This window comes from Dyella marensis (assembly GCF_900112865.1).
GTDB classification, from domain to species: domain Bacteria; phylum Pseudomonadota; class Gammaproteobacteria; order Xanthomonadales; family Rhodanobacteraceae; genus Dyella_D; species Dyella_D marensis_A.
Genome location: NZ_FONH01000009.1, coordinates 31,528 through 49,641, shown reverse-complemented (window position 1 = coordinate 49,641; position 18,114 = coordinate 31,528). Strand labels below are relative to the sequence as shown.

Here is an 18,114-nt window from a genome sequence, read left to right as displayed (position 1 = left end):
CTCAGACAGTGGCCGCCTTCTCGCCGGCGTACCACGGCGGCGGGGCGGCATGCTTGAACAGTCGATACCAATGCTCGCGATCGCTGCCGCTGTAGAGGTCCAGCGCACGGATCACTTCGCGCGCGAACTCCACGCTGCCCAGGCTGCTGGCGGTGATGAAGCCACCGTCGCTGACCGCGAGCGCATCGGGGTCGTACCTCTCCGAGCCGTCATAGACGACGCCATAGCCGCCGACGAAGCCGGTGAAATTGCCGGTGTGGCGGCTGCGCGCCATCAGCCCGTGCCGGGCCAGCGCCAGCACGGCGCTGCTGATCGCAGCGACGGTGCCGCCGGCGGCGTGCACGCGCTCGGCCGCATCCACCGCTTCCTGGCCTTCGCCGCGCTGCCACAGGTGGCCGCCGGGAAGGATCAGGAGCGCCGCGCGGGACAGGTCGAGCCGGTCCAGGGTGACCTCGGGCGTGATGCTCAGCCCGCCCATCGAGGTGACCGGACGGGCCGAGAAGCCCACGGTCACGATGCGCCAGTCGCCGGGACGGCGGATCTCGCACAGGGCGAGCGCGGCCTCCCAGTCGGCAAAACCGTCGAACACCAGGAAATACACAGTGTCACGCATGTTCAGTTCCCTCCATTGCTATGCCTTGCCGGCGGCCGCCCGAAAACTTCAGCCCCGGATAACGATGACGATCCTGGTAACGACGAATGAAGGCGGCGCGCCACGACATCGCGCCGCCTCCCTCGCCCGCCGCATGGCCCATGCCGGCGGCGGGGCGGGTTTCAGGTCACTGCCGGGACCATAGGCCCACCCGGTTGCCCTCGCTGTCACGAAATTGCGCGAACGCGCCCTTGCCTTCCGGCAGCTCCGTGCGCGGCACGATCACCGCGCCGCCGGCCTGCTCGACCTTGGCCAGGGTCTGCGCCACGTCGGCCACGCTCAGGTACACCGTGCTGCCGTGCATGGATGGCTCGCACTCGTCCAGGCGCATCAGCGCGCCGGTGACGTGCTGCTCGGCGTCGTACGGGAACACGGCCAGCTCCATGCCGCCGAACAGCTCGCTGCGCAGCGACGTGCCCAGCGAGGCGTCGTAGAAGCGGATGGCGCGATCCATCTCGCGGACCGGGATTTCGAACCAGTTGGTGACGACGGGGTTGAGCATGGCCTTGGGTTCCTTGTGGGGGTCTCGATGCGTGGAGCGCAGTCTGGGGACCCCCTGCTGCCAGCGTGTTGTCAGCAGCCGCCGACACGGCGCGGTGATGAAACGGTGAAGGCGCCGGGTAGTTTTCCGGCTGGCGCGGTTCAGCAACTGCCCGGACAATGCGCGTTCCCTTTCGTTACGGACCCGCCATGAAGCCCGTTTCGCTCATCCAGTTCCTGATCGAGGAACGCCGCGCCGGCCGCATCAACGCCGAACTGTCCCTGCTGATCGAAGTGGTCGCGCGCGCCTGCAAGCGCATCGCCGTGGCCACCAGCAAGGGCGCCCTGGGCGGCGTGCTGGGCAATGCCGGCAGCGACAACGTGCAGGGCGAGGCGCAGAAGAAGCTGGATGTGATCTCCAACGAGATCCTGCTGGAAGCCAATGCCTGGGGCGGCCAGCTCGCCGCCTGCGCATCGGAAGAGATGGAAGACCCGCAGCCGATCCCCGACATGTACCCGAAGGGCAATCACCTGCTGCTGTTCGATCCGCTGGACGGCTCGTCCAACATCGACGTCAACATCTCGGTGGGCACGATCTTCTCGATCCTGCGCTGCCCCGACGGCATCACCGAACCCGCCGCCGAGCATTTCCAGCAGCCGGGCACCGAGCAGCTGGCCGCCGGCTACGTGGTGTACGGCCCGGCCACGCTGATGGTGCTGACCTTCGGCCACGGCACCCACGAGTTCACCCTGGACCGCGAAGTGGGCAGCTTCACCCTGAGCCGCCGCGACATCCGCATTCCGGAAGAGACCGCGGAGTTCGCCATCAACATGTCCAACCAGCGCCACTGGGAGGCGCCGATGCAGCGCTATGTAGGCGAGCTGCTGGCCGGCACGGAAGGTCCGCGCGCGAAGGACTTCAACATGCGCTGGGTGGCCTCGATGGTGGCCGACGTGCATCGCATCGTGACCCGCGGCGGCGTGTTCTTCTATCCGCTGGACGCCAAGATCAAGTCCAAGGGCGGCAAGCTGCGCCTGATGTACGAGGCCAATCCGATGGCCTTCATCATCGAGCAGGCCGGCGGCGCGGCCACCACCGGGCGCGAGCGCATCATGGAACTGCAGCCGACCGGCCTGCACCAGCGCGTGCCGGTGTTCCTCGGCTCCAGGAAGGAGATCGAGCTGGCCACCCACTACCATCGGGAAGCCGACGGCGCGCAGGGCTGAGCCGTCACAGGCACATCACCAGGGTGGGCGCGGGAAGGGACATGCCAGGCGATTTCATCGAGGTCTTCCACGACGCGCTGGCGCCGGAGCATTGCGCCGCGCTGATCGAGCGTTTCGAGCACAGCGGCGCCGTCGTGCCGGGCCAGGTCGGCGGCGGCGTGTATCCGCAGCTCAAGCGCAGCAGCGACATCACCATCAGCAACCATCAGGAGTGGCGCGACGCCGAGACCGCGCTCAACCTGGCCATGCTGGCCGGCCTGGTGGCCTACCTGCGGCGCTATCCCTACACGCTGATCGCGCCGCTGATGCTGCAGGTGCCCGACCCGGCCACGGGCGAGCCGCGCCGCCTGGGCGAGGCCGACGTGGCGGCGATGGACGATGCGGCGCTGGGCGCGCTGGCGCGGCAGGTGTTCGTGCCCGGCTCGATCAACCTGCAGCGCTACCGCGCCGACAGCGGCGGCTATCCGTACTGGCATTGCGAGCTGTTCCCGCGCGACGCCACCGCGCAGACGCTGCACCGGCACCTGCTGTGGACGATCTATCTCAACGACAGCTTCGCCGAGGGCGAGACCGAGTTCCTGCACCAGCAGCGCAAGGTGGCGCCGCGCACCGGCAGCCTGCTGATCGCACCGGCGGCGTTCACCCACACCCATCGCGGCAACCAGCCACGCGGCGGCGACAAGTACATCGCCACCAGCTGGGTGCTGTTCCAGCGCGCCGAGAAGCTATACGGCGGCTGAGCTGTCCCCGGCGCCGCCGCATCCTTCCCGCCCGGCGCCCCGATCCGGCCTTACACTCGCCCGCCATCCGACCACTCGCCTGCCGACTCCATGCGCCCCGCCCGCTTCGTCCTGCTGCTGTCCGCCCTCGCCCTCACCGCCTGTTTCGGCGGCGCGCCGAAACCCACGCCCGTCCCGCCGCCCGCCGTGGTGCTGCCCAAGCTGCGCATCGGCCTGGCCCTGGGCGGCGGTGCAGCCAAGGGCTTCGCGCATATCGGTGTGATCAAGATGCTCGAAGCCAATGGCATCCATGCCGACGTGGTCGCCGGCACCAGCGCCGGCAGCGTGGTGGGCGCGCTGTACGCCAGCGGCATGGATCCGTTCCAGATGCAGGAGCAGGCCTTCGGCATGGACGAGGCGAAGATCCGCGACGTGCAGCTGTTCTCGCGCGGCCTGGTGCAGGGCCAGAAGCTGCAGGACTACGTCAACCAGCTGGTCGGCAACCGCCCGATCGAGAAGCTCAAGCTGCCGTTCGCGGCGGTCTCCACCCAGCTGGAGGACGGCCATCGCACGGTGTTCGTGCGCGGCAACACCGGCCAGGCGGTGCGCGCGTCCAGCAGCATTCCCGGCGTGTTCGAGCCGGTCGAGATCAGCGGCAGGCATTACGTCGACGGCGGCGTGGTCAGCCCGGTGCCGGTGGACGCCACGCGCCAGCTCGGCGCGGACCTGGTGATCGCGGTGGACATCTCCAGCAAGGCCGACGGTTCCAACCCGCAGGGCATGCTCGGCGTGGTCGGCCAGTCGATCAGCATCATGGGCCAGAAGCTCGGCGAGCAGGAACTGGCCCGCGCCGACGTGGTGATTCGTCCCCGGGTCAACCAGATCGGCGCCACCGATTTCGAGCAGAAGAATCAGGCCATCCTGGAAGGCGAGCGCGCGGCGCTGGCGGCGATGCCGGCCATCAAGGCCAGGCTCGCCACGCTGGAGGCGGCGCGCAAGGCTTCGGCCGCGCCGGTGGTGGCGACGCACTGAGGCGCCGCCCGCCGGGCGCGGATAAGAACTTTCGCCAGAACCCCCAGCTTCTCACCCTGGCCTGTCCATAAGGCGGCTGCTAGCGTGCGGCTTTCCCCCGCACGCCGGACCTAAGCCCATGCCTCACGCCACCCGCTGGCTGCCCCTGTTCGCCCTCGCCCTGTCGCCGCTGGCTTTCGCCGACCAGGCGGCGAGCGATCCGCGCATCGAGCGCGTGCTCGCGGACCTGGCCAGGACCCGCCCGATTTCCATGGCGCGCCTGTCGCCGGACGGACAGCGGCTGGCCTGGGTGGTCGGCACCAAGGGCAAGCCGATGGTCGAGGTGGCCAAGGCCGACGGCAGCGACGCGCATCCCGTCGCCTCGATCCAGGCGGGCAGCTGCAGCCAGACCGATATCGCGTGGGCGCCGGATTCGCGGCATCTGGCCTTTCTCTCCGACTGCGGCAACCGCGACAAGCACAAGGATCTGTTCGTCGCCGACGTCACCGATGCGAAGGGGCTCAAGAAGCTCTCCGTGCTGAAGGGTCCGGCGCAGGATTTGAACTGGGCGCCGAATGGCCGCGAGCTGGGCTTCCTGTATGTAGAGAACGGCACGCGCCGCTCCAGCGCACTGGAAGCGGCCAAGCCGGCCGAAGGCGAGATCGGCGTGGACGGCGTCGAAGTGCAGCGCGTCGCCGCCGTCGCCGCGGAAGGCGGCACGCCGCGCCTGCTCACGCCGGCCGGCAGCCATGTCTACGAGTTCGCCTGGTCGCCGGATGCACAGCGCCTGGCTTTCGTCGCCGCGCCACCGCCGGGCGACAACAACTGGTGGATCGCCAAGCTGCTGGTGCAGGACGCGCAGCCCGGCGCCACCGCCAGGACGGTGGTGGATCCCGCCACCACCCGCGGCCCCCTGCATGGCCTGCAGCTCGCCTTGCCGAGCTGGTCGCCGGACGGCCAGCGCATTGCCTTCATCGGCGGACTGATGAGCGACCAGGGCGCCACCGGCGGCGACATCTACAGCGTGCCTGCCACCGGCGGCGAGCCCGCCAATCTCACCCCAGGCATCCATGTCACGCCGGTGTGGCTGACCTGGAAAGGCGGCGCGCGCATGCTGGTCAGCCAGCTCGCCGGCGGGCAGAGCCAGGTGGCCGAATACACGGTCACCGCCGCCGCCGCGACGCAGGAGCGCGTGCTGTTCACCCTGCCCGCCACCATCGGCGACGGGCGCGCGGCCATGAGCCTGTCGTTGTCCGACGACCAGGCCCGCGTGGCCTTCGTGCAGCACGCATTCGACGCCGCGCCGGAAGTCCATGCCGGCCCGCTCGCGCAGACACCGCCGCCTGCCGTCACGCACCTCAACGCCGACAGCAAGCCGTCCTGGGGCAAGGCCGAATCGGTGGAATGGGAACACGACGGCCGCCGCGTGCAGGGCTGGCTGATCTATCCGGCCGGCTACGACCCGAGCAAGACCTACCCCATGGTGGTGAACGTCCACGGCGGCCCCGCCAGCACCCTGATCCCGCACTGGCCCCGCGTCGGCTACGGCGGCATACCGTTCGCGGCGCTGGGCTATTTCGTGTTCCTGCCCAACCCGCGCGGCAGCTTCGGCCAGGGCGAGGCCTTCGTGCAGGCCAACCGCAAGGACTTCGGCTACGGCGACCTGGGCGACACGCTGGCCGGCATCGACGCGATCGAAAAGCGCCTGCCGGTGGACGACCAGCGCCTGGGCCTCACCGGCTGGAGCTATGGCGGTTTCATGAGCATGTTCGCGCCCACCCAGACCCAGCGTTTCAAGGCGGTGGTCGCCGGCGCCGGCATCGGCAACTGGCAGAGCTATTACGGCCAGAACCTGATCGACCAGTGGATGCCGCCGTACTTCGGCGCCACCGTGTACGACGACCCGTCGGCCTACGCGAAGAGTTCCGCCGTCAACTTCATCAAGAAGACCACCGCCCCCACCCTGGTGGTGGTCGGCGACCGCGACGCCGAATGCCCCGCCGCCCAGTCACTGGAGTTCTGGCACGCCCTGCGCGCGCAGGGCGTGGCCACCTCGCTGGTGATCTACCCGAACGAAGGCCACCACTTCGTCGACCCGGAGCACCAGCGCGATGTGCTGCAGCGGGCCTTGCTGTGGTTCCAGAAGTATCTGCCGGCGGCGCCGTAACAGGCCGTGAAATCCATTCTTTAATCTATTCAACATCTCGGGTGAAATAATTATAACTAGCTGATATAGAAAGGACTTGATAGAAAGTATCTATTCAAGTATCTATTCAGTCATGAACACCCAGGTCATCTCGCTGGATCAACTGCTCGCCGCACTGCGGCGGGCGGGCGTGGCCTCGGCCCGAGCCCTCGGCGACACCCTCGGCATCAGCCAGCCCACCGTATCCCGCCTGCTCACCCAGGCGGGGGATCGGGTCATCCGAATCGGCCAGGCACGCCGCTCGCGCTATGCCGTTACCCGCGAGGTGCGGGGGCTGGGCGATCGCTGGCCGCTTTACCGGATCGATGCGCAAGGGCGTCCCCAGGAACTCGGCGAACTGGTTGCCCTGCACAACGATGGCAGCCTGCTCCAGGCCGGTCGGCTGCCCGGCTGGCTACGCGATGACTTCGGCGAGGGGTTGTTTCCCGGCCTGCCCTGGTTCCTGGACGACATGCGCCCGCAGGGCTTCCTCGGCCGCATGTTCGCGCGTGCGCACGCGGCCGAGCTCGGGCTGGGCGAGGACATCCTGCGCTGGAACAACGACGACGTGCTGACCGCCCTGCTGCTGCGCGGCGAGGATGGCCCCGGCCAGTTCGTGCTCGGCGAACGCGCGCTCGAGAAGGCCTTGAGTGCATCAGCCGCAGGCTTGCCCGTGGGGGAACGCCAGCTGCGCTATGCGGAACTGGCCGAACGCGCCTTGTCCGGGCCGCAAGCAGGTTCGTCGGCTGCGGGAGAACAACCGAAGTTCACGGCCTGCGTCGTCGAGGAAGACCGCTCGCTGCGGCACGTCATCGTGAAGTTCTCCGAGCCCGTGCATGCCAATCCGGTCGGCCGGCGCTGGGCGGACCTGCTCGTCAGCGAACACATCGCTGCCTGCCTGCTGCACGAGCGAGGCATCGCCAGCGCACGCACCGAACTGGTTTGGTCCGGCGACAGGCTTTGCCTGGAATCGACGCGGTTCGACCGCATCGGTGCGCATGGCCGGCGTGGCGTGGTCTCGCTGGCCGCCTGGAGCGATGCCCACGATGGTGTGCGTGACGGTTGGCCCGACACCGCGGCACGCATGCTGCGGGACGGTTGGCTCGGCGAGGCCGCCGTCGACGATGTCACCCGCCTGTGGTGGTTCGGGCGGCTCATTGCCAACACCGACATGCACTACGGCAACCTGTCCTTCTTCCTCGACGATACGCTGCCGCTGGCGCTCTGCCCCAGCTACGACATGCTGCCGATGCATTACCGCCCCGGCGCCAGCGGCAACCTGCCCATCACACCCCTGCAGGCTCGCCCGCCTCGGCCCGACGTACTCGCGCAGTGGCAGCAGGCGGCAACCTGGGCTACTGACTATTGGCAACGTGTCGGCGAGCACGCCCAGGTCAGTGACGCGTTCCGCGATATCGCCACCGCCAATCACGAGCAGATCGAGCGGATACGACAGCGCTTCGCCTGAATCGCTGCGGCGTCAGAACAACTGCCCCTGCGGCGACGATTCGCGCGGCGGTACGAAGTGCGAGGTATCGAGCGTCAGCTCCCAGGCGCGGCCGAAGCCATGCCGCCGGCACGCCACTTCGAAACGTCGGCGCAGCAGATCGGCGAACACGCCCTGCCCGCGCATGCGCGTGGCGAAATTGCTGTCGTAATCCCGGCCGCCATTCATCTGCTGCACCAGGCTCATGACGTGTTCCGCGCGTTGCGGCGCGTGCAGCGCCAGCCATTCGCGGAACAGCACTTTCAGCTCGTGCGGCAGGCGCAGCACGGTGTAGCCGGCGCTGTTGGCGCCGGCGGCGGCGGCCTGGTCGAGGACGGCTTCCATGTCGCGGTCGTTGAGCGCGGGGATGATCGGCGCCACCAGCACGCCGACCGGCACGCCGGCCTCGGCCAGCGTCCGCACCGCCTTGATGCGCCGATGCGGCGCGCTGGCGCGCGGTTCCAGCTTGGCGGCGAGCTGGTTGTCCAGCGAGTTGATCGAGATGAACACCTGCACCAGGCCATTGCGTGCCATCGGCGCGAGCAGATCCAGGTCGCGTTCGATCAGCGCGTTCTTGGTGACGATGGTGAACGGATGGCGGCACTCGGCCAGCACTTCCAGCGCGGCACGCGTGAGCTGGCGATGCTTCTCGATCGGCTGGTAGACGTCGGTGTTGCTGCCGATATTGATCGGCTTGGGCACGTAGCCAGGCCTGGCCAGTTCGGCGCGCAGCACTTCGGCGAAATTGCTCTTGGCGCGCAGCTTGGTCTCGAAATCCAGGCCCGGCGACAGATTGAGATAGCTGTGCGATGGCCGCGCGAAGCAATAGATGCAACCGTGCTCGCAACCGCGATACGGATTCATCGCCTGGTCGAAACCGATATCCGGCGAGTCGTTGCGGGTGATGACGCTGCGCGCGCGTTCTTCCGTCACCATGGTCTGCGGACGCGGCTGTTCCTCGTCCAGCACGGCGTGCTGCCAACCGTCGTCCTCGGCGTGGCGGCGGATGGTCTCGAAGCGCCCCAGCGGATTGGACGCGGCGCCACGGCCCTTGAGTGCGCGCAGCCAGGGATCAGCAGGGGTGGGATCGGAAGGCGCGGCCATCCGCAGAGTGTGCGCCGTCGCCGTCTCGCGCCGCGCGACACGCTCGCTAGAACAATTCGCCCTGCGGCGAAGGCGGCCGCGGCGGCACGAAGCGGCTCGCGTCCACCGGCGCCAGCCGGCCGAAGCCCAGCCGCGCATAGGCCTTGGCGAAACGCTGCTGGATCAGCTGCGCGAACGGTCCCTCGCCGCGCATGCGCTTGCCGAAGGTGCTGTCGTAATCCTTGCCGCCGTGCATCTGGCGCATCAGGCTCATGACGTGTTCGGCGCGTTCGGGGTAATGCAGTTCCAGCCATTCGCGCCAGATCGTCTTCAGCTCGTGCGGCAGCCGCAGCAGCACATAGCCGGCCGCCTGCGCGCCGTGTTCCTTCGCCGCCTCCAGGATGGCTTCCAGTTCGCGGTCGGTGATCATCGGGATGACCGGCGCCACCATCACGCCGACCGGCACACCGGCCTCATGCAGGGCTTTCATCGCGCGCAGCCTGGCATGCGGCGCGCTGGCGCGCGGCTCCATGCGGGAGGCGAGGCGGTTGTCCAGCGTGGTCACCGAGAAATACACGTTCACCAGCCGCTCGCGCGCCATCGCGGCGAGCAGGTCGATATCGCGCTCGATCAGCGCGTTCTTGGTGATGAAACCGACCGGATGCTTCGTCTCCGCGAAGATCTCCAGGCATTGCCGCGTGATGCGGTACTTGCGCTCGATCGGCTGGTAGGCGTCGGTATTGATGCCCAGCGCGATGGACGAGCAGCGGTAACCGGGCTTGGCCAGTTCCTTGCGCAGCAGCTCGGCGGCATTGGTCTTGGCGAACAGCTTGGTCTCGAAGTCCAGGCCTGGCGAGAGATCCAGGTAGGCATGGCTCGGGCGCGCGAAGCAGTACACGCAGCCATGTTCGCAGCCCTTGTACGGATTGACCGACTGCGAGAAGCCCACGTCCGGCGAATCGTTGCGGCTGATGATGCTGCGCGCCATGTCCTCGCGCACCTCGGTGGGCAGGCGCGGCGCGGCTTCCGGTTCCTGGTACCAGCCATCGTCTTCCGCCGTGTAAATGCGCTTGTCGAAGCGGCTGACGGTGCGGGACGACGAACCCCGGCCCTTGATGATGCGGGCGGGTTTGGAGAGCTCGGACATGCCGCACAGGCTACGCCAGCGCGGTCGCAACGGCTGAGATTCAGCCGTTGCGACCGCTTGCGTCAATGCGCCGAGGACAGCTGCGCGTCCAGCGCCTCGGCCATCGTCGCCAACGGGTAGTTGTGCTCGAGCTGGCGCTGCATCTCGTCGAACACCGGCGAGGAAATCGTCCAGCCCAGCGGAATCGGGTAGTCGCCGGGGCAAAGGCGGAAATGCCACAGCATGTCGCCGCGCGCGGGATCGGCCGCATCCGTATGCAGGCTTTCCAGCAGGCGGGCCCGCGCGTACTCGCCGCGCGCCGTGCGCGTGTCGAGCAGGGCGCGCAGCGGCGCCGTGGCTTCGCCGCTCGGCGCGCTGCCCTTGCCGCCGGCCTGCTGCTGGCCCTGGCAGGCGGTGGTGTACAGCGGCAGCGGGCGGGCCGGGTCGTGGCGGTCGACGAAATCGGCCATCTCCGGATCGTTGCTGATATGCAGCACGATGAAACGCAACGCCACGCCGCGCGCACGCGCCAGCTCGCGCAGGCGGTGCATGACCTCGCCCAGCGTCACCGCGCCGGAATTCTCGAAGTAGCCGCCGTCGACCAGCTGCAGCCGCGCGGGCACCGGCGCATTGACGCCGGGCGGCGGCGCGGTCTCCAGCGTGCCGGCGGGGCTGACATAGGTGAAGCGCGCGCTGTCGAGCACCGCTTCGCTCAGGGGTACGCGCGGATCCAGCCAGGCCGAACCTTCGAAGGCGGCGGTCCACGGCTGCGATTGGGGCGAGGCCATCGGCCGGAACGGGTGCTGGATGAAGCGGCGTCCCTCGGCCACGGTGGTGCTGTTGAGGAACAGCGCCGGCGTACCGATGTCCGGCTTGCCGTCGCCAGTTCCGTACAGCGCGGCGAACGGCTGGGCGAACGCGTCCATGCCCTGTTTGCGGCCGGCATGTTCCCAGGCGCGGGTCAACGCGCGGGAGCGGTCGTCGAACCAGGCGCCCGGCAGCCAGCGCTGGGTGAAGTCGACGAACAGCATGTTGGCCAGGGTCGGCGCGAGGAAGTCATGGTCGAGCAGGATGCGCGAACGGCGTTCGAGCGTGTCGGCGCTTGCGCCGGCGGGCTGGCGCAGCAGCGCCGTATAGGTCGCCAGGCCCAGGCTGCCGCCGGATACACCGCTGCCCGCGAACAGGTGCTGCGCCAGCAGGGGCTCGCCGGCCTGCGGATGCCGCGCGTCCACCAGCGCGGTGAGCCGCGCCAGCACCATCGCCGTCCATGCCGCGCCGCGGATGCCGCCGCCCTCGGCCGCGGTCACCACTACCGGGCAGGGCGAGCGCCCGGCGCAGCGCTGGTCCAGCCAGGCGTTGGCGTAGTCGTCGAAGGCGGGGCGATGGTCCGCCGGCGCCGTCTGCGGATGGCTGTGCGTGCTCATGCCGGGGTACTGACGCACGCGGTGGTTGTCGTTCAGATGCAGCACGTGCAGCAGCGCGCTCAGCGCCAGCAGCCCGGTCAGCAGCGGAAAGCCGCGGCGGTCGGCCAGCATGCACAGCCAGCCACCATTGAGGGCGAAGAACGCGGCGGCAATCAGCAGGATCGCCAGCGGGCCGATGCCGTCCAGCAGCTCCGGCCGCCAGGCGATCAGCACGGTGGCGGCGATGTTGGCCAGGATCGACAGCAGGTACACCCTGCGCGCGGCGCGGCCGAGCTGGCCGACGCGCTCGACGCGATCTTCCAGGGACGGAATGGCGGACACCTTGGCCAATCGCGGCAGCGCATTGAGCAGGCGGCGGCGCGTCATGAAGAACACGGCCAGCGCCAGCGACACCAGCAGCAGGCCGGCTGCCCGCCACACGCGCCCCTCGCAGTCCTGGGTGATGCCGCAGGGCCCGTGCGGCACCTTGACCAGGGCCAGCGCGTAGCCGAGCAGCACCAGCAGCGGAATCGACGCGCCCATGATGCGTGGCAGCCAATTGCGCAGGCCGGCGCCGCGCTCCTCCTGCAAGGCAGGCCAGCGCAGGTAGGTCAGCCGGTAGGCATTGCGCGCGCCGTACCAGACCGCCAGGCCGGCCAGCGCGCTGCTGGCCAGCAGGGCCAGGTAGCGGCCCAGGCTCGGATCGACCCAGACCGCGATCAGGAACAGCTCGGCCGCCTGGTCCACGCTGGTCGCCACGATCGCCGCGAAGGCCAGGATGCTCAGCGATACGCGCAAGGGCTTGAGATGGTCGAGCAGCAGGGCGAACGCACCGCCGGCGCTGTCGAACAGGCGCTGCAGCCATCCGCCGCGCCTGGCTTCGGTGGACTTCGCTTCCATGGATCGTCCCCTGGTTGGATCGGGCCGATCTTACGCCGCGAACCCGCATGGATTGTGCGCGGCGCGGCAAACCCCAGCCCTTCGGCCGACTATGATCCGCGCCCAGGTCGGCGTAGCTTGCTCCGCATCCCGGCGACCACCTTTGTCATGCGAACGAGGCTCCCATGCGCTGGCTACTGCTGATCGGCACCCTGCTCTCCCTGGCCCTGAGCTTCACCCGCCACAGCGGCGGCGCGATGGGGCTGTGGCTGCTGCTGGGCATCGTGGGCGCGTTCGCCACCGCGCTGGCCTTCGCCCAGTCGAAGATCGACGCCCACTCCCGCGCGGAAACGCTGTCCGAGTACGACCTGCAGCGGTTGCGCGAAGGGAAGCCGCCGTTCAATCGGTAACGCGCTTTTCCCGGACGCAAGAAAAAGCGGCGGCCCCATGGCCGCCGCTTTTTTTATTCCCTGGCATGTCCGTCAGGTAGTGATGTTCACGTCCTTGGTCTCCTTCAGGAACAGCAGGCCGATGAAGAACGTACCCACCGCGACGATGATCGGGTACCAGAGCCCGTAGTAGATATCGCCCTTCCACGCCACCAGCATGAAGCCGATGGTAGGCACGAAGCCGCCGAACCAGCCGTTGCCGATGTGGTACGGCAGGCTCATCGAGGTATAGCGGATCCGCGTGGGGAACATCTCCACCAGCCAGGCGGCGATCGGGCCATAGACCATGGTCACGTAGAGCACCAGGATCGCCAGCAGGATCACCAGCATCACGTCGTTGCGCTGCGCGGGGTCGGCCTTTTCCGGATAGCCGGCGGCCTTGAGCGCGTCGCCGATCTTGGTGCCGAAGGCCTTGCTCTGCGCGGCGAAAGTGGCGCTGTCCAGGCCGCCGCCCTCGAACGATTCGATGGTGCCGGTGCCGATCGTCACCTGTGCCACCGCGCCAGCCGGCGCCGCTTCGTTGCGATAGGGAATGCCTTTCTTGGCCAGCACGGTCTTGGCCACGTCGCAGGAGCTGGTGAATTTGCTCTTGCCGACCGGATCGAACTGGAAGCTGCACGCGTTCGGATCGGCGATCACGGTGACCGGGGCACTGGCGGCGGCGGTCTCGATCGCCGGATTGCCGAAGTGGGTAAGCCCCTTGAAGATCGGGAAGTAAGTGAGCGCAGCCAGCAGGCAGCCGGCCAGCACGATGCTCTTGCGGCCGATGCGGTCCGACAGCCAGCCGAAGAACACGAAGAACGGCGTGCCGATGATCAGCGCCGCGGCGATCAGCAGGTTGGCCGTGGTGCCGTCGATCTTCAGGCTCTGGGTCAGGAAGTACAGCGCGTAGAACTGGCCCGTGTACCACACCACCGCCTGGCCGGCGGTCGCGCCGAGCAGCGCGAGGATCACCACCTTGAGGTTCTTCCAGTGGCCGAAGGCTTCGGTGAGCGGCGCCTTGGAGTGCTTGCCCTCGGCCTTCATCTGCTGGAACACCGGCGATTCCTGCAGCTGCAGGCGGATGTATACCGACACCGCCACCAGCACCGAGGAGATCAGGAACGGAATGCGCCAGCCCCAGTCCTCGAACACCTTGTCGCCCAGCGCCATGCGCGTGCCGAGGATCACCAGCAGCGAGAGGAACAGGCCGAAGGTGGCGGTGATCTGGATGAAGCTGGTGTACAGCCCGCGCTTGCCGTCCGGCGCGTGCTCGGCCACATAAGTAGCCGCGCCGCCATACTCGCCGCCCAGCGCCAGGCCTTGCAGCAGGCGCAGCACGATCAGCAGCACCGGCGCGATCATGCCCACCGTGCTGTAGCTCGGCAGCACGCCGACCAGGAAGGTCGACAGGCCCATGATGATGATGGTGATCAGGAAGGTGTACTTGCGCCCCACCAGATCGCCCAGCCGCCCGAACACGATCGCGCCGAACGGCCGCACCGCGAAGCCCGCGGCAAAGGCCAGCAGCGCGAAGATGAAGGCGCTGGTTTCGTTGAGGCCAGAGAAGAAATGCTTGCCGATCAGCACGGCGAGCGAGCCGTACAGATAGAAGTCGTACCACTCGAAGACGGTGCCGAGACTGGAAGCCAGGATCACCCTGCGGTGACCGGTGCCGATGTTCGCGGCGCCCATTGCGGTCGTAGCCATGTTGCTCCCCATGCGGAGTGAATGCCGGCGGATGTCAGGCCGGGTGGGCGGCGCACACCGTGCGCCGCCGCGCGGATCAGAACTTGTAGAGCGCGTTGAGGCTGACCTGGTTGCCGTTGAGCTTTTTGCGGTCGGTGCCGTTGGTGGTGTAGTCGAGCTTGTCGTAGATCCATTCCGCGCCCAGTTCGTAGGCGCCGGCGGCGTACTGCAGGCTCAAGGCGGTCTGCCGGTTACGCAGGCGGGCATTGGCGAACGGCGCCTTGCCGGCCCAGCGGATCACGTCCTTGTCGTCCGGATTGCTCTGCGCGTAGAACGCGTTGACGCTCCAGTTCTTGGTGAAGTTGTAGCCGACCTGCAGGTAGCCGCCCTTGTCCTTGATGTCGCCGAACTGCGAGAGGTCGCCGAACACCTGGCCGATGCCCTTGCCGGCATACACCAGCGCCTTGAGGTTCCACGGGCCGGGCTTCCAGTTGCCGCCGAGTTCCCACACCAGGCTGTCGATCTTGTCCTTGATCGGCGTGGCCACGGTGTCGCCCACGCCCTTGAGGTTGACCTGGCTGTAGTGCGCCACGAAGAAGGCCAGCCAGTCCTTGTCCTGCACATGCAGGCGCGCTTCCACCTGCGGACGGAAACCGGCGTTGCCCGCGGTCAGGTAGTTGAGGTTGTCGCCGGGCCCGTTCCAGTTGCCCTCGAACGCGCCCAGGTCCAACCGCCATTTCGGGCCAGAGCTGGAGCTGTGGTTCAACTCCTGCATCCACACCACGCCCGGGAAGCGCCAGCCGATCAGGCCGGTGCCGAAGCCCAGCGGGAAGGCGATGTGCGACAGCGAGGTCGAGACCATGTCCACCGGGAACAGCAGTTCCCACTGCTGGCCGATGCGCACGGTGCTGCCGGTGTCCGGATTGGTCAGGTCCATATAGGCCTGGCGCAGGCGTGGCACGGGCTGCTGTTCGCTGTAGGGACCGGTACCGTTGAAGCCGCCGAAGAAGTCCATCTCGATGCGGCCGCCGCCGCTCCAGCTGTCGGTGAACTTGGCGCCCTTGAAGTCGAGCCAGAAGCGCGTGTTGCGCACGTCCACGCCGCTGAGCGAACCGGACGAAGGCGCGGCGGTGGTCCTGGGAATCGGGTACTCCGCGTTCTGGCCGTTGCCGAACGAGAAGTTCTTGCTCTGGTTGAAGGCGCTGGCGCTGATGAAGCCGTGCAAGGCCACCGATACGCCCGGCGCGCTGCTGAAGCTTTCCTTCGGCGGCGGCGCGGCGGCCACTTTCTGCGCGGTGGCGTTGGCCTCGGCAGCCTGCTGCTGGGCCTGGACCACTTGCTGCTGCTGTTGCTGCTGGGTGGTCTGTTGCTGGCGCAGCATGTCTTTCAGTTCCGCCAGCTCCTGTTCGAGCTGGGACACGCGCGATTCGAGCTGCTGTTCGCGCGTGGCGGTCTTGGCCTTGTTCTTGGCCTGCGGCTCGGCCTGCGCTCCGGCCGGCAAGGCCAGCGCGGCGGCGATGGCCAGCGCGATGGCGGCGCGATGGCCGCCTAAACGTGTAAACACCATGGTCGTGCCTCCCCAGGCTATGGCCCCGTCGAGCTTGGGGATGCTGCAATGCGGACGCCTATTCCCCATTGGTCGAACCTCGACCAAAGTCGAAGCGGACCCGTCACGTGCGCTTTGCCGGCCTTTCGCTACACTCGCTGGACGCGCCGCCGGCAAGGGTTTGCCGCGGCCTCCACATCCCCGCGGGCGTAGCCGCCCGGCCAGCAGGAGCCCTCCATGAGCAAGGTGTACCCCGTCAAGCCCGAGTTCGCCGCCAAAGCCCGCATCAGCAAAGAGGATTACGAGCGCCTCTACGAGGAATCGGTGCGCGATCCGGAGGGCTTCTGGGGCCGCATCGGCGAGCGCCTGGAGTGGCACCGCAAGCCCAGCAAGATCAAGAACGTCTCCTACGACCCGAAGAACCTGCACATCCGCTGGTACGAGGACGGCGAGCTCAATGTCTCGGCCAACTGCCTGGATCGCCACCTGGCCTCGCGCGGCGACAAGACCGCGATCATCTTCGAGGGCGACGACCCGAACGAATCGCGCCACCTCACCTACCGCGAACTGCATGCCGAGGTATGCAAGTTCGCCAACACGCTGAAGAACCTGGGCGTGGCCAAGGGCGACCGCGTGGCCATCTACATGCCGATGATCCCCGAGGCCGCGGTGGCGATGCTGGCCTGCGCACGCATCGGCGCGGTGCATTCGGTGGTGTTCGGCGGCTTCTCGCCCGACTCGCTGGCCGGCCGCATCGCCGACTCTACCGCCAAGGTGGTGGTGACTGCCGACGAAGGCGTGCGCGGCGGCAAGAAGATTCCGCTCAAGGCCAATGTCGACGCGGCGCTGGAGCGCCCCGGCACCAACAGCGTGGAGACCGTGATCGTGGTGCGCCGTACCGGCAGCGCCGTGCCGATGCAGTCGCCGCGCGACCGCTACTACCACGTGCTGATGGAGGGCCAGTCGGCCGACTGCCCACCCACGCCGGTGGAAGCCGAGCATCCGCTGTTCATCCTGTACACCTCCGGTTCCACCGGCAAGCCCAAGGGCGTGCTGCATACCTCCGGCGGCTACCTGGTGTTCGCCGGCTTTACGCACGAGATGGTGTTCGACCTGCGCGAGGACGACGTGTACTGGTGCACCGCCGACGTGGGCTGGGTCACCGGCCACAGCTACGTGGTGTACGGCCCGTTGGCCAATGGAGCGACCACGGTGATGTTCGACGGCGTGCCGAACTACCCGGATACCAGCCGCTTCTGGAACGTGGTGGACAAGCACAAGGTCACCCTGTTCTACACCGCGCCCACCGCCATCCGCGCGCTGATGCGCGAGGGCGAGGCGCCGGTGAAGAAGGCTTCGCGCGCCTCGCTGCGCCTGCTCGGCTCGGTGGGCGAGCCGATCAATCCGGAAGCCTGGGAGTGGTACTACCGCGTGGTCGGCGACGAGCGCTGCCCGATCGTCGATACGTGGTGGCAGACCGAGACGGGCGGCATCATGATCACCCCGCTGGCCGGCGCCATCGACGCCAAGCCGGGCTCCGCCACCAAGCCGTTCTTCGGCATCCGCCCCGCCGTGGTCGATGCCGGCGGCGCCGTGCTGGAGGGCGCCACCGAAGGCAACCTGGTGATCGCCGATTCCTGGCCGGGCCAGATGCGCACGGTGTACGGCGACCACCAGCGCTTCGTCGAAACCTATTTCACCGCCTACCCCGGCAATTATTTCACCGGCGACGGCGTGCGCCGCGACGAGGACGGCTACTACTGGATCACCGGCCGCGTCGACGACGTGATCAACGTCAGCGGCCACCGCATCGGCACCGCCGAAGTGGAGAGCGCGCTGGTGTCGCATCCGAAAGTGGCCGAGGCGGCGGTGGTCGGTTGCCCGCACGAGATCAAGGGCCAGGGCATCTATGCCTACGTCACCTTGATCGCCGGCGAACAGGGCAGCGACGAACTGCGCAAGGAACTGGTCGCCTGGGTGCGCAAGGAAATCGGCCCGATCGCCACGCCGGATTACCTGCAGTGGGCGCCGGGCCTGCCGAAGACGCGCTCGGGCAAGATCATGCGCCGCATCCTGCGCAAGATCGGCGAGAACCAGCCCGACCAGCTCGGCGACATCTCCACGCTGGCCGATCCGAGCGTGGTGAAGAACCTGGTGGAAGAACGCCTGATCAAATGAGTGAACAGGGAATCGGGAATAG

14 protein-coding genes are annotated in these 18,114 nt (G+C 68.0%); 7 read left to right on the top strand and 7 right to left on the bottom strand.

What is annotated here, in order from left to right:
* Position 1: 1 nt before the first annotated feature.
* Together BM172_RS13270 and BM172_RS13265 are read right to left on the bottom strand one after the other, a co-directional pair.
* On the bottom strand, positions 2–613 hold the full coding sequence (locus BM172_RS13270) for a DJ-1/PfpI family protein (protein WP_026634661.1): 612 nt from the start codon (positions 611–613) through the stop codon (positions 2–4).
* A 166-nt stretch (positions 614–779) separates the two neighbouring features.
* A complete protein-coding gene (locus BM172_RS13265; RefSeq protein ID WP_026634662.1) occupies positions 780–1,154 on the bottom strand; it encodes a VOC family protein in 375 nt (124 codons plus the stop codon).
* A gap of 188 nt (positions 1,155–1,342) precedes the next feature.
* On the opposite strand from BM172_RS13265, the gene BM172_RS13260 reads away from it, so the two are divergent.
* The 5 genes from BM172_RS13260 to yjjJ all read left to right on the top strand — a co-directional run bounded on the left by BM172_RS13260 (position 1,343) and on the right by yjjJ (position 7,742).
* Positions 1,343–2,359: a class 1 fructose-bisphosphatase gene (locus tag BM172_RS13260; protein ID WP_026634663.1), complete on the top strand. Its 1,017-nt coding sequence runs from the start codon at positions 1,343–1,345 to the stop codon at positions 2,357–2,359.
* Positions 2,360–2,400: 41 nt separating this feature from the next.
* Positions 2,401–3,099 carry a 2OG-Fe(II) oxygenase gene (locus tag BM172_RS13255; RefSeq protein WP_035323040.1) on the top strand — a complete coding sequence of 233 codons (699 nt, stop codon included), beginning with the start codon at positions 2,401–2,403 and terminating at the stop codon, positions 3,097–3,099.
* 90 nt (positions 3,100–3,189) lie between these two features.
* The gene (locus BM172_RS13250; RefSeq protein WP_026634665.1) at positions 3,190–4,110 is read left to right on the top strand and encodes a patatin-like phospholipase family protein; all 921 of its coding nucleotides are present in this window, start codon (positions 3,190–3,192) and stop codon (positions 4,108–4,110) included.
* A 118-nt stretch (positions 4,111–4,228) separates the two neighbouring features.
* The gene (locus tag BM172_RS13245; RefSeq protein WP_026634666.1) at positions 4,229–6,256 is read left to right on the top strand and encodes a S9 family peptidase; all 2,028 of its coding nucleotides are present in this window, start codon (positions 4,229–4,231) and stop codon (positions 6,254–6,256) included.
* A 112-nt stretch (positions 6,257–6,368) separates the two neighbouring features.
* A complete protein-coding gene (gene yjjJ, locus BM172_RS13240; protein WP_026634667.1) occupies positions 6,369–7,742 on the top strand; it encodes a type II toxin-antitoxin system HipA family toxin YjjJ in 1,374 nt (457 codons plus the stop codon).
* 12 nt (positions 7,743–7,754) lie between these two features.
* Here the strand turns inward: yjjJ and BM172_RS13235 are convergent, their stop codons facing one another.
* The 3 genes from BM172_RS13235 to BM172_RS13225 all read right to left on the bottom strand — a co-directional run bounded on the left by BM172_RS13235 (position 7,755) and on the right by BM172_RS13225 (position 12,272).
* Complete coding sequence (locus BM172_RS13235; RefSeq protein ID WP_026634668.1) at positions 7,755–8,864, bottom strand: PA0069 family radical SAM protein; 1,110 nt, start codon at positions 8,862–8,864, stop codon at positions 7,755–7,757.
* A gap of 46 nt (positions 8,865–8,910) precedes the next feature.
* The gene (locus tag BM172_RS13230; protein WP_026634669.1) at positions 8,911–9,990 is read right to left on the bottom strand and encodes a PA0069 family radical SAM protein; all 1,080 of its coding nucleotides are present in this window, start codon (positions 9,988–9,990) and stop codon (positions 8,911–8,913) included.
* 62 nt (positions 9,991–10,052) lie between these two features.
* Positions 10,053–12,272, bottom strand: a complete 2,220-nt coding sequence (locus tag BM172_RS13225) for a hypothetical protein (RefSeq protein WP_026634670.1) — start codon at positions 12,270–12,272, stop codon at positions 10,053–10,055.
* 164 nt (positions 12,273–12,436) lie between these two features.
* Here BM172_RS13225 and BM172_RS13220 point away from each other — a divergent pair, with 164 nt between their 5' ends.
* The gene (locus BM172_RS13220; RefSeq protein WP_026634671.1) at positions 12,437–12,661 is read left to right on the top strand and encodes a hypothetical protein; all 225 of its coding nucleotides are present in this window, start codon (positions 12,437–12,439) and stop codon (positions 12,659–12,661) included.
* Between the two features lie 72 nt (positions 12,662–12,733).
* On the opposite strand, the gene BM172_RS13215 is transcribed toward BM172_RS13220, so the two are convergent.
* Together BM172_RS13215 and BM172_RS13210 are read right to left on the bottom strand one after the other, a co-directional pair.
* Positions 12,734–14,389 (bottom strand): MFS transporter, encoded by a 1,656-nt coding sequence (locus BM172_RS13215; RefSeq protein ID WP_026634672.1) that lies wholly within the window; start codon positions 14,387–14,389, stop codon positions 12,734–12,736.
* A gap of 76 nt (positions 14,390–14,465) precedes the next feature.
* Entirely contained in the window at positions 14,466–15,935 is a 1,470-nt protein-coding gene (locus BM172_RS13210; protein WP_035323042.1) for a porin family protein, read from the bottom strand.
* A gap of 216 nt (positions 15,936–16,151) precedes the next feature.
* On the opposite strand from BM172_RS13210, the gene acs reads away from it, so the two are divergent.
* Positions 16,152–18,092 (top strand): acetate--CoA ligase, encoded by a 1,941-nt coding sequence (acs, locus tag BM172_RS13205; protein ID WP_026634674.1) that lies wholly within the window; start codon positions 16,152–16,154, stop codon positions 18,090–18,092.
* The last annotated feature ends 22 nt before the right edge of the window (positions 18,093–18,114 follow it).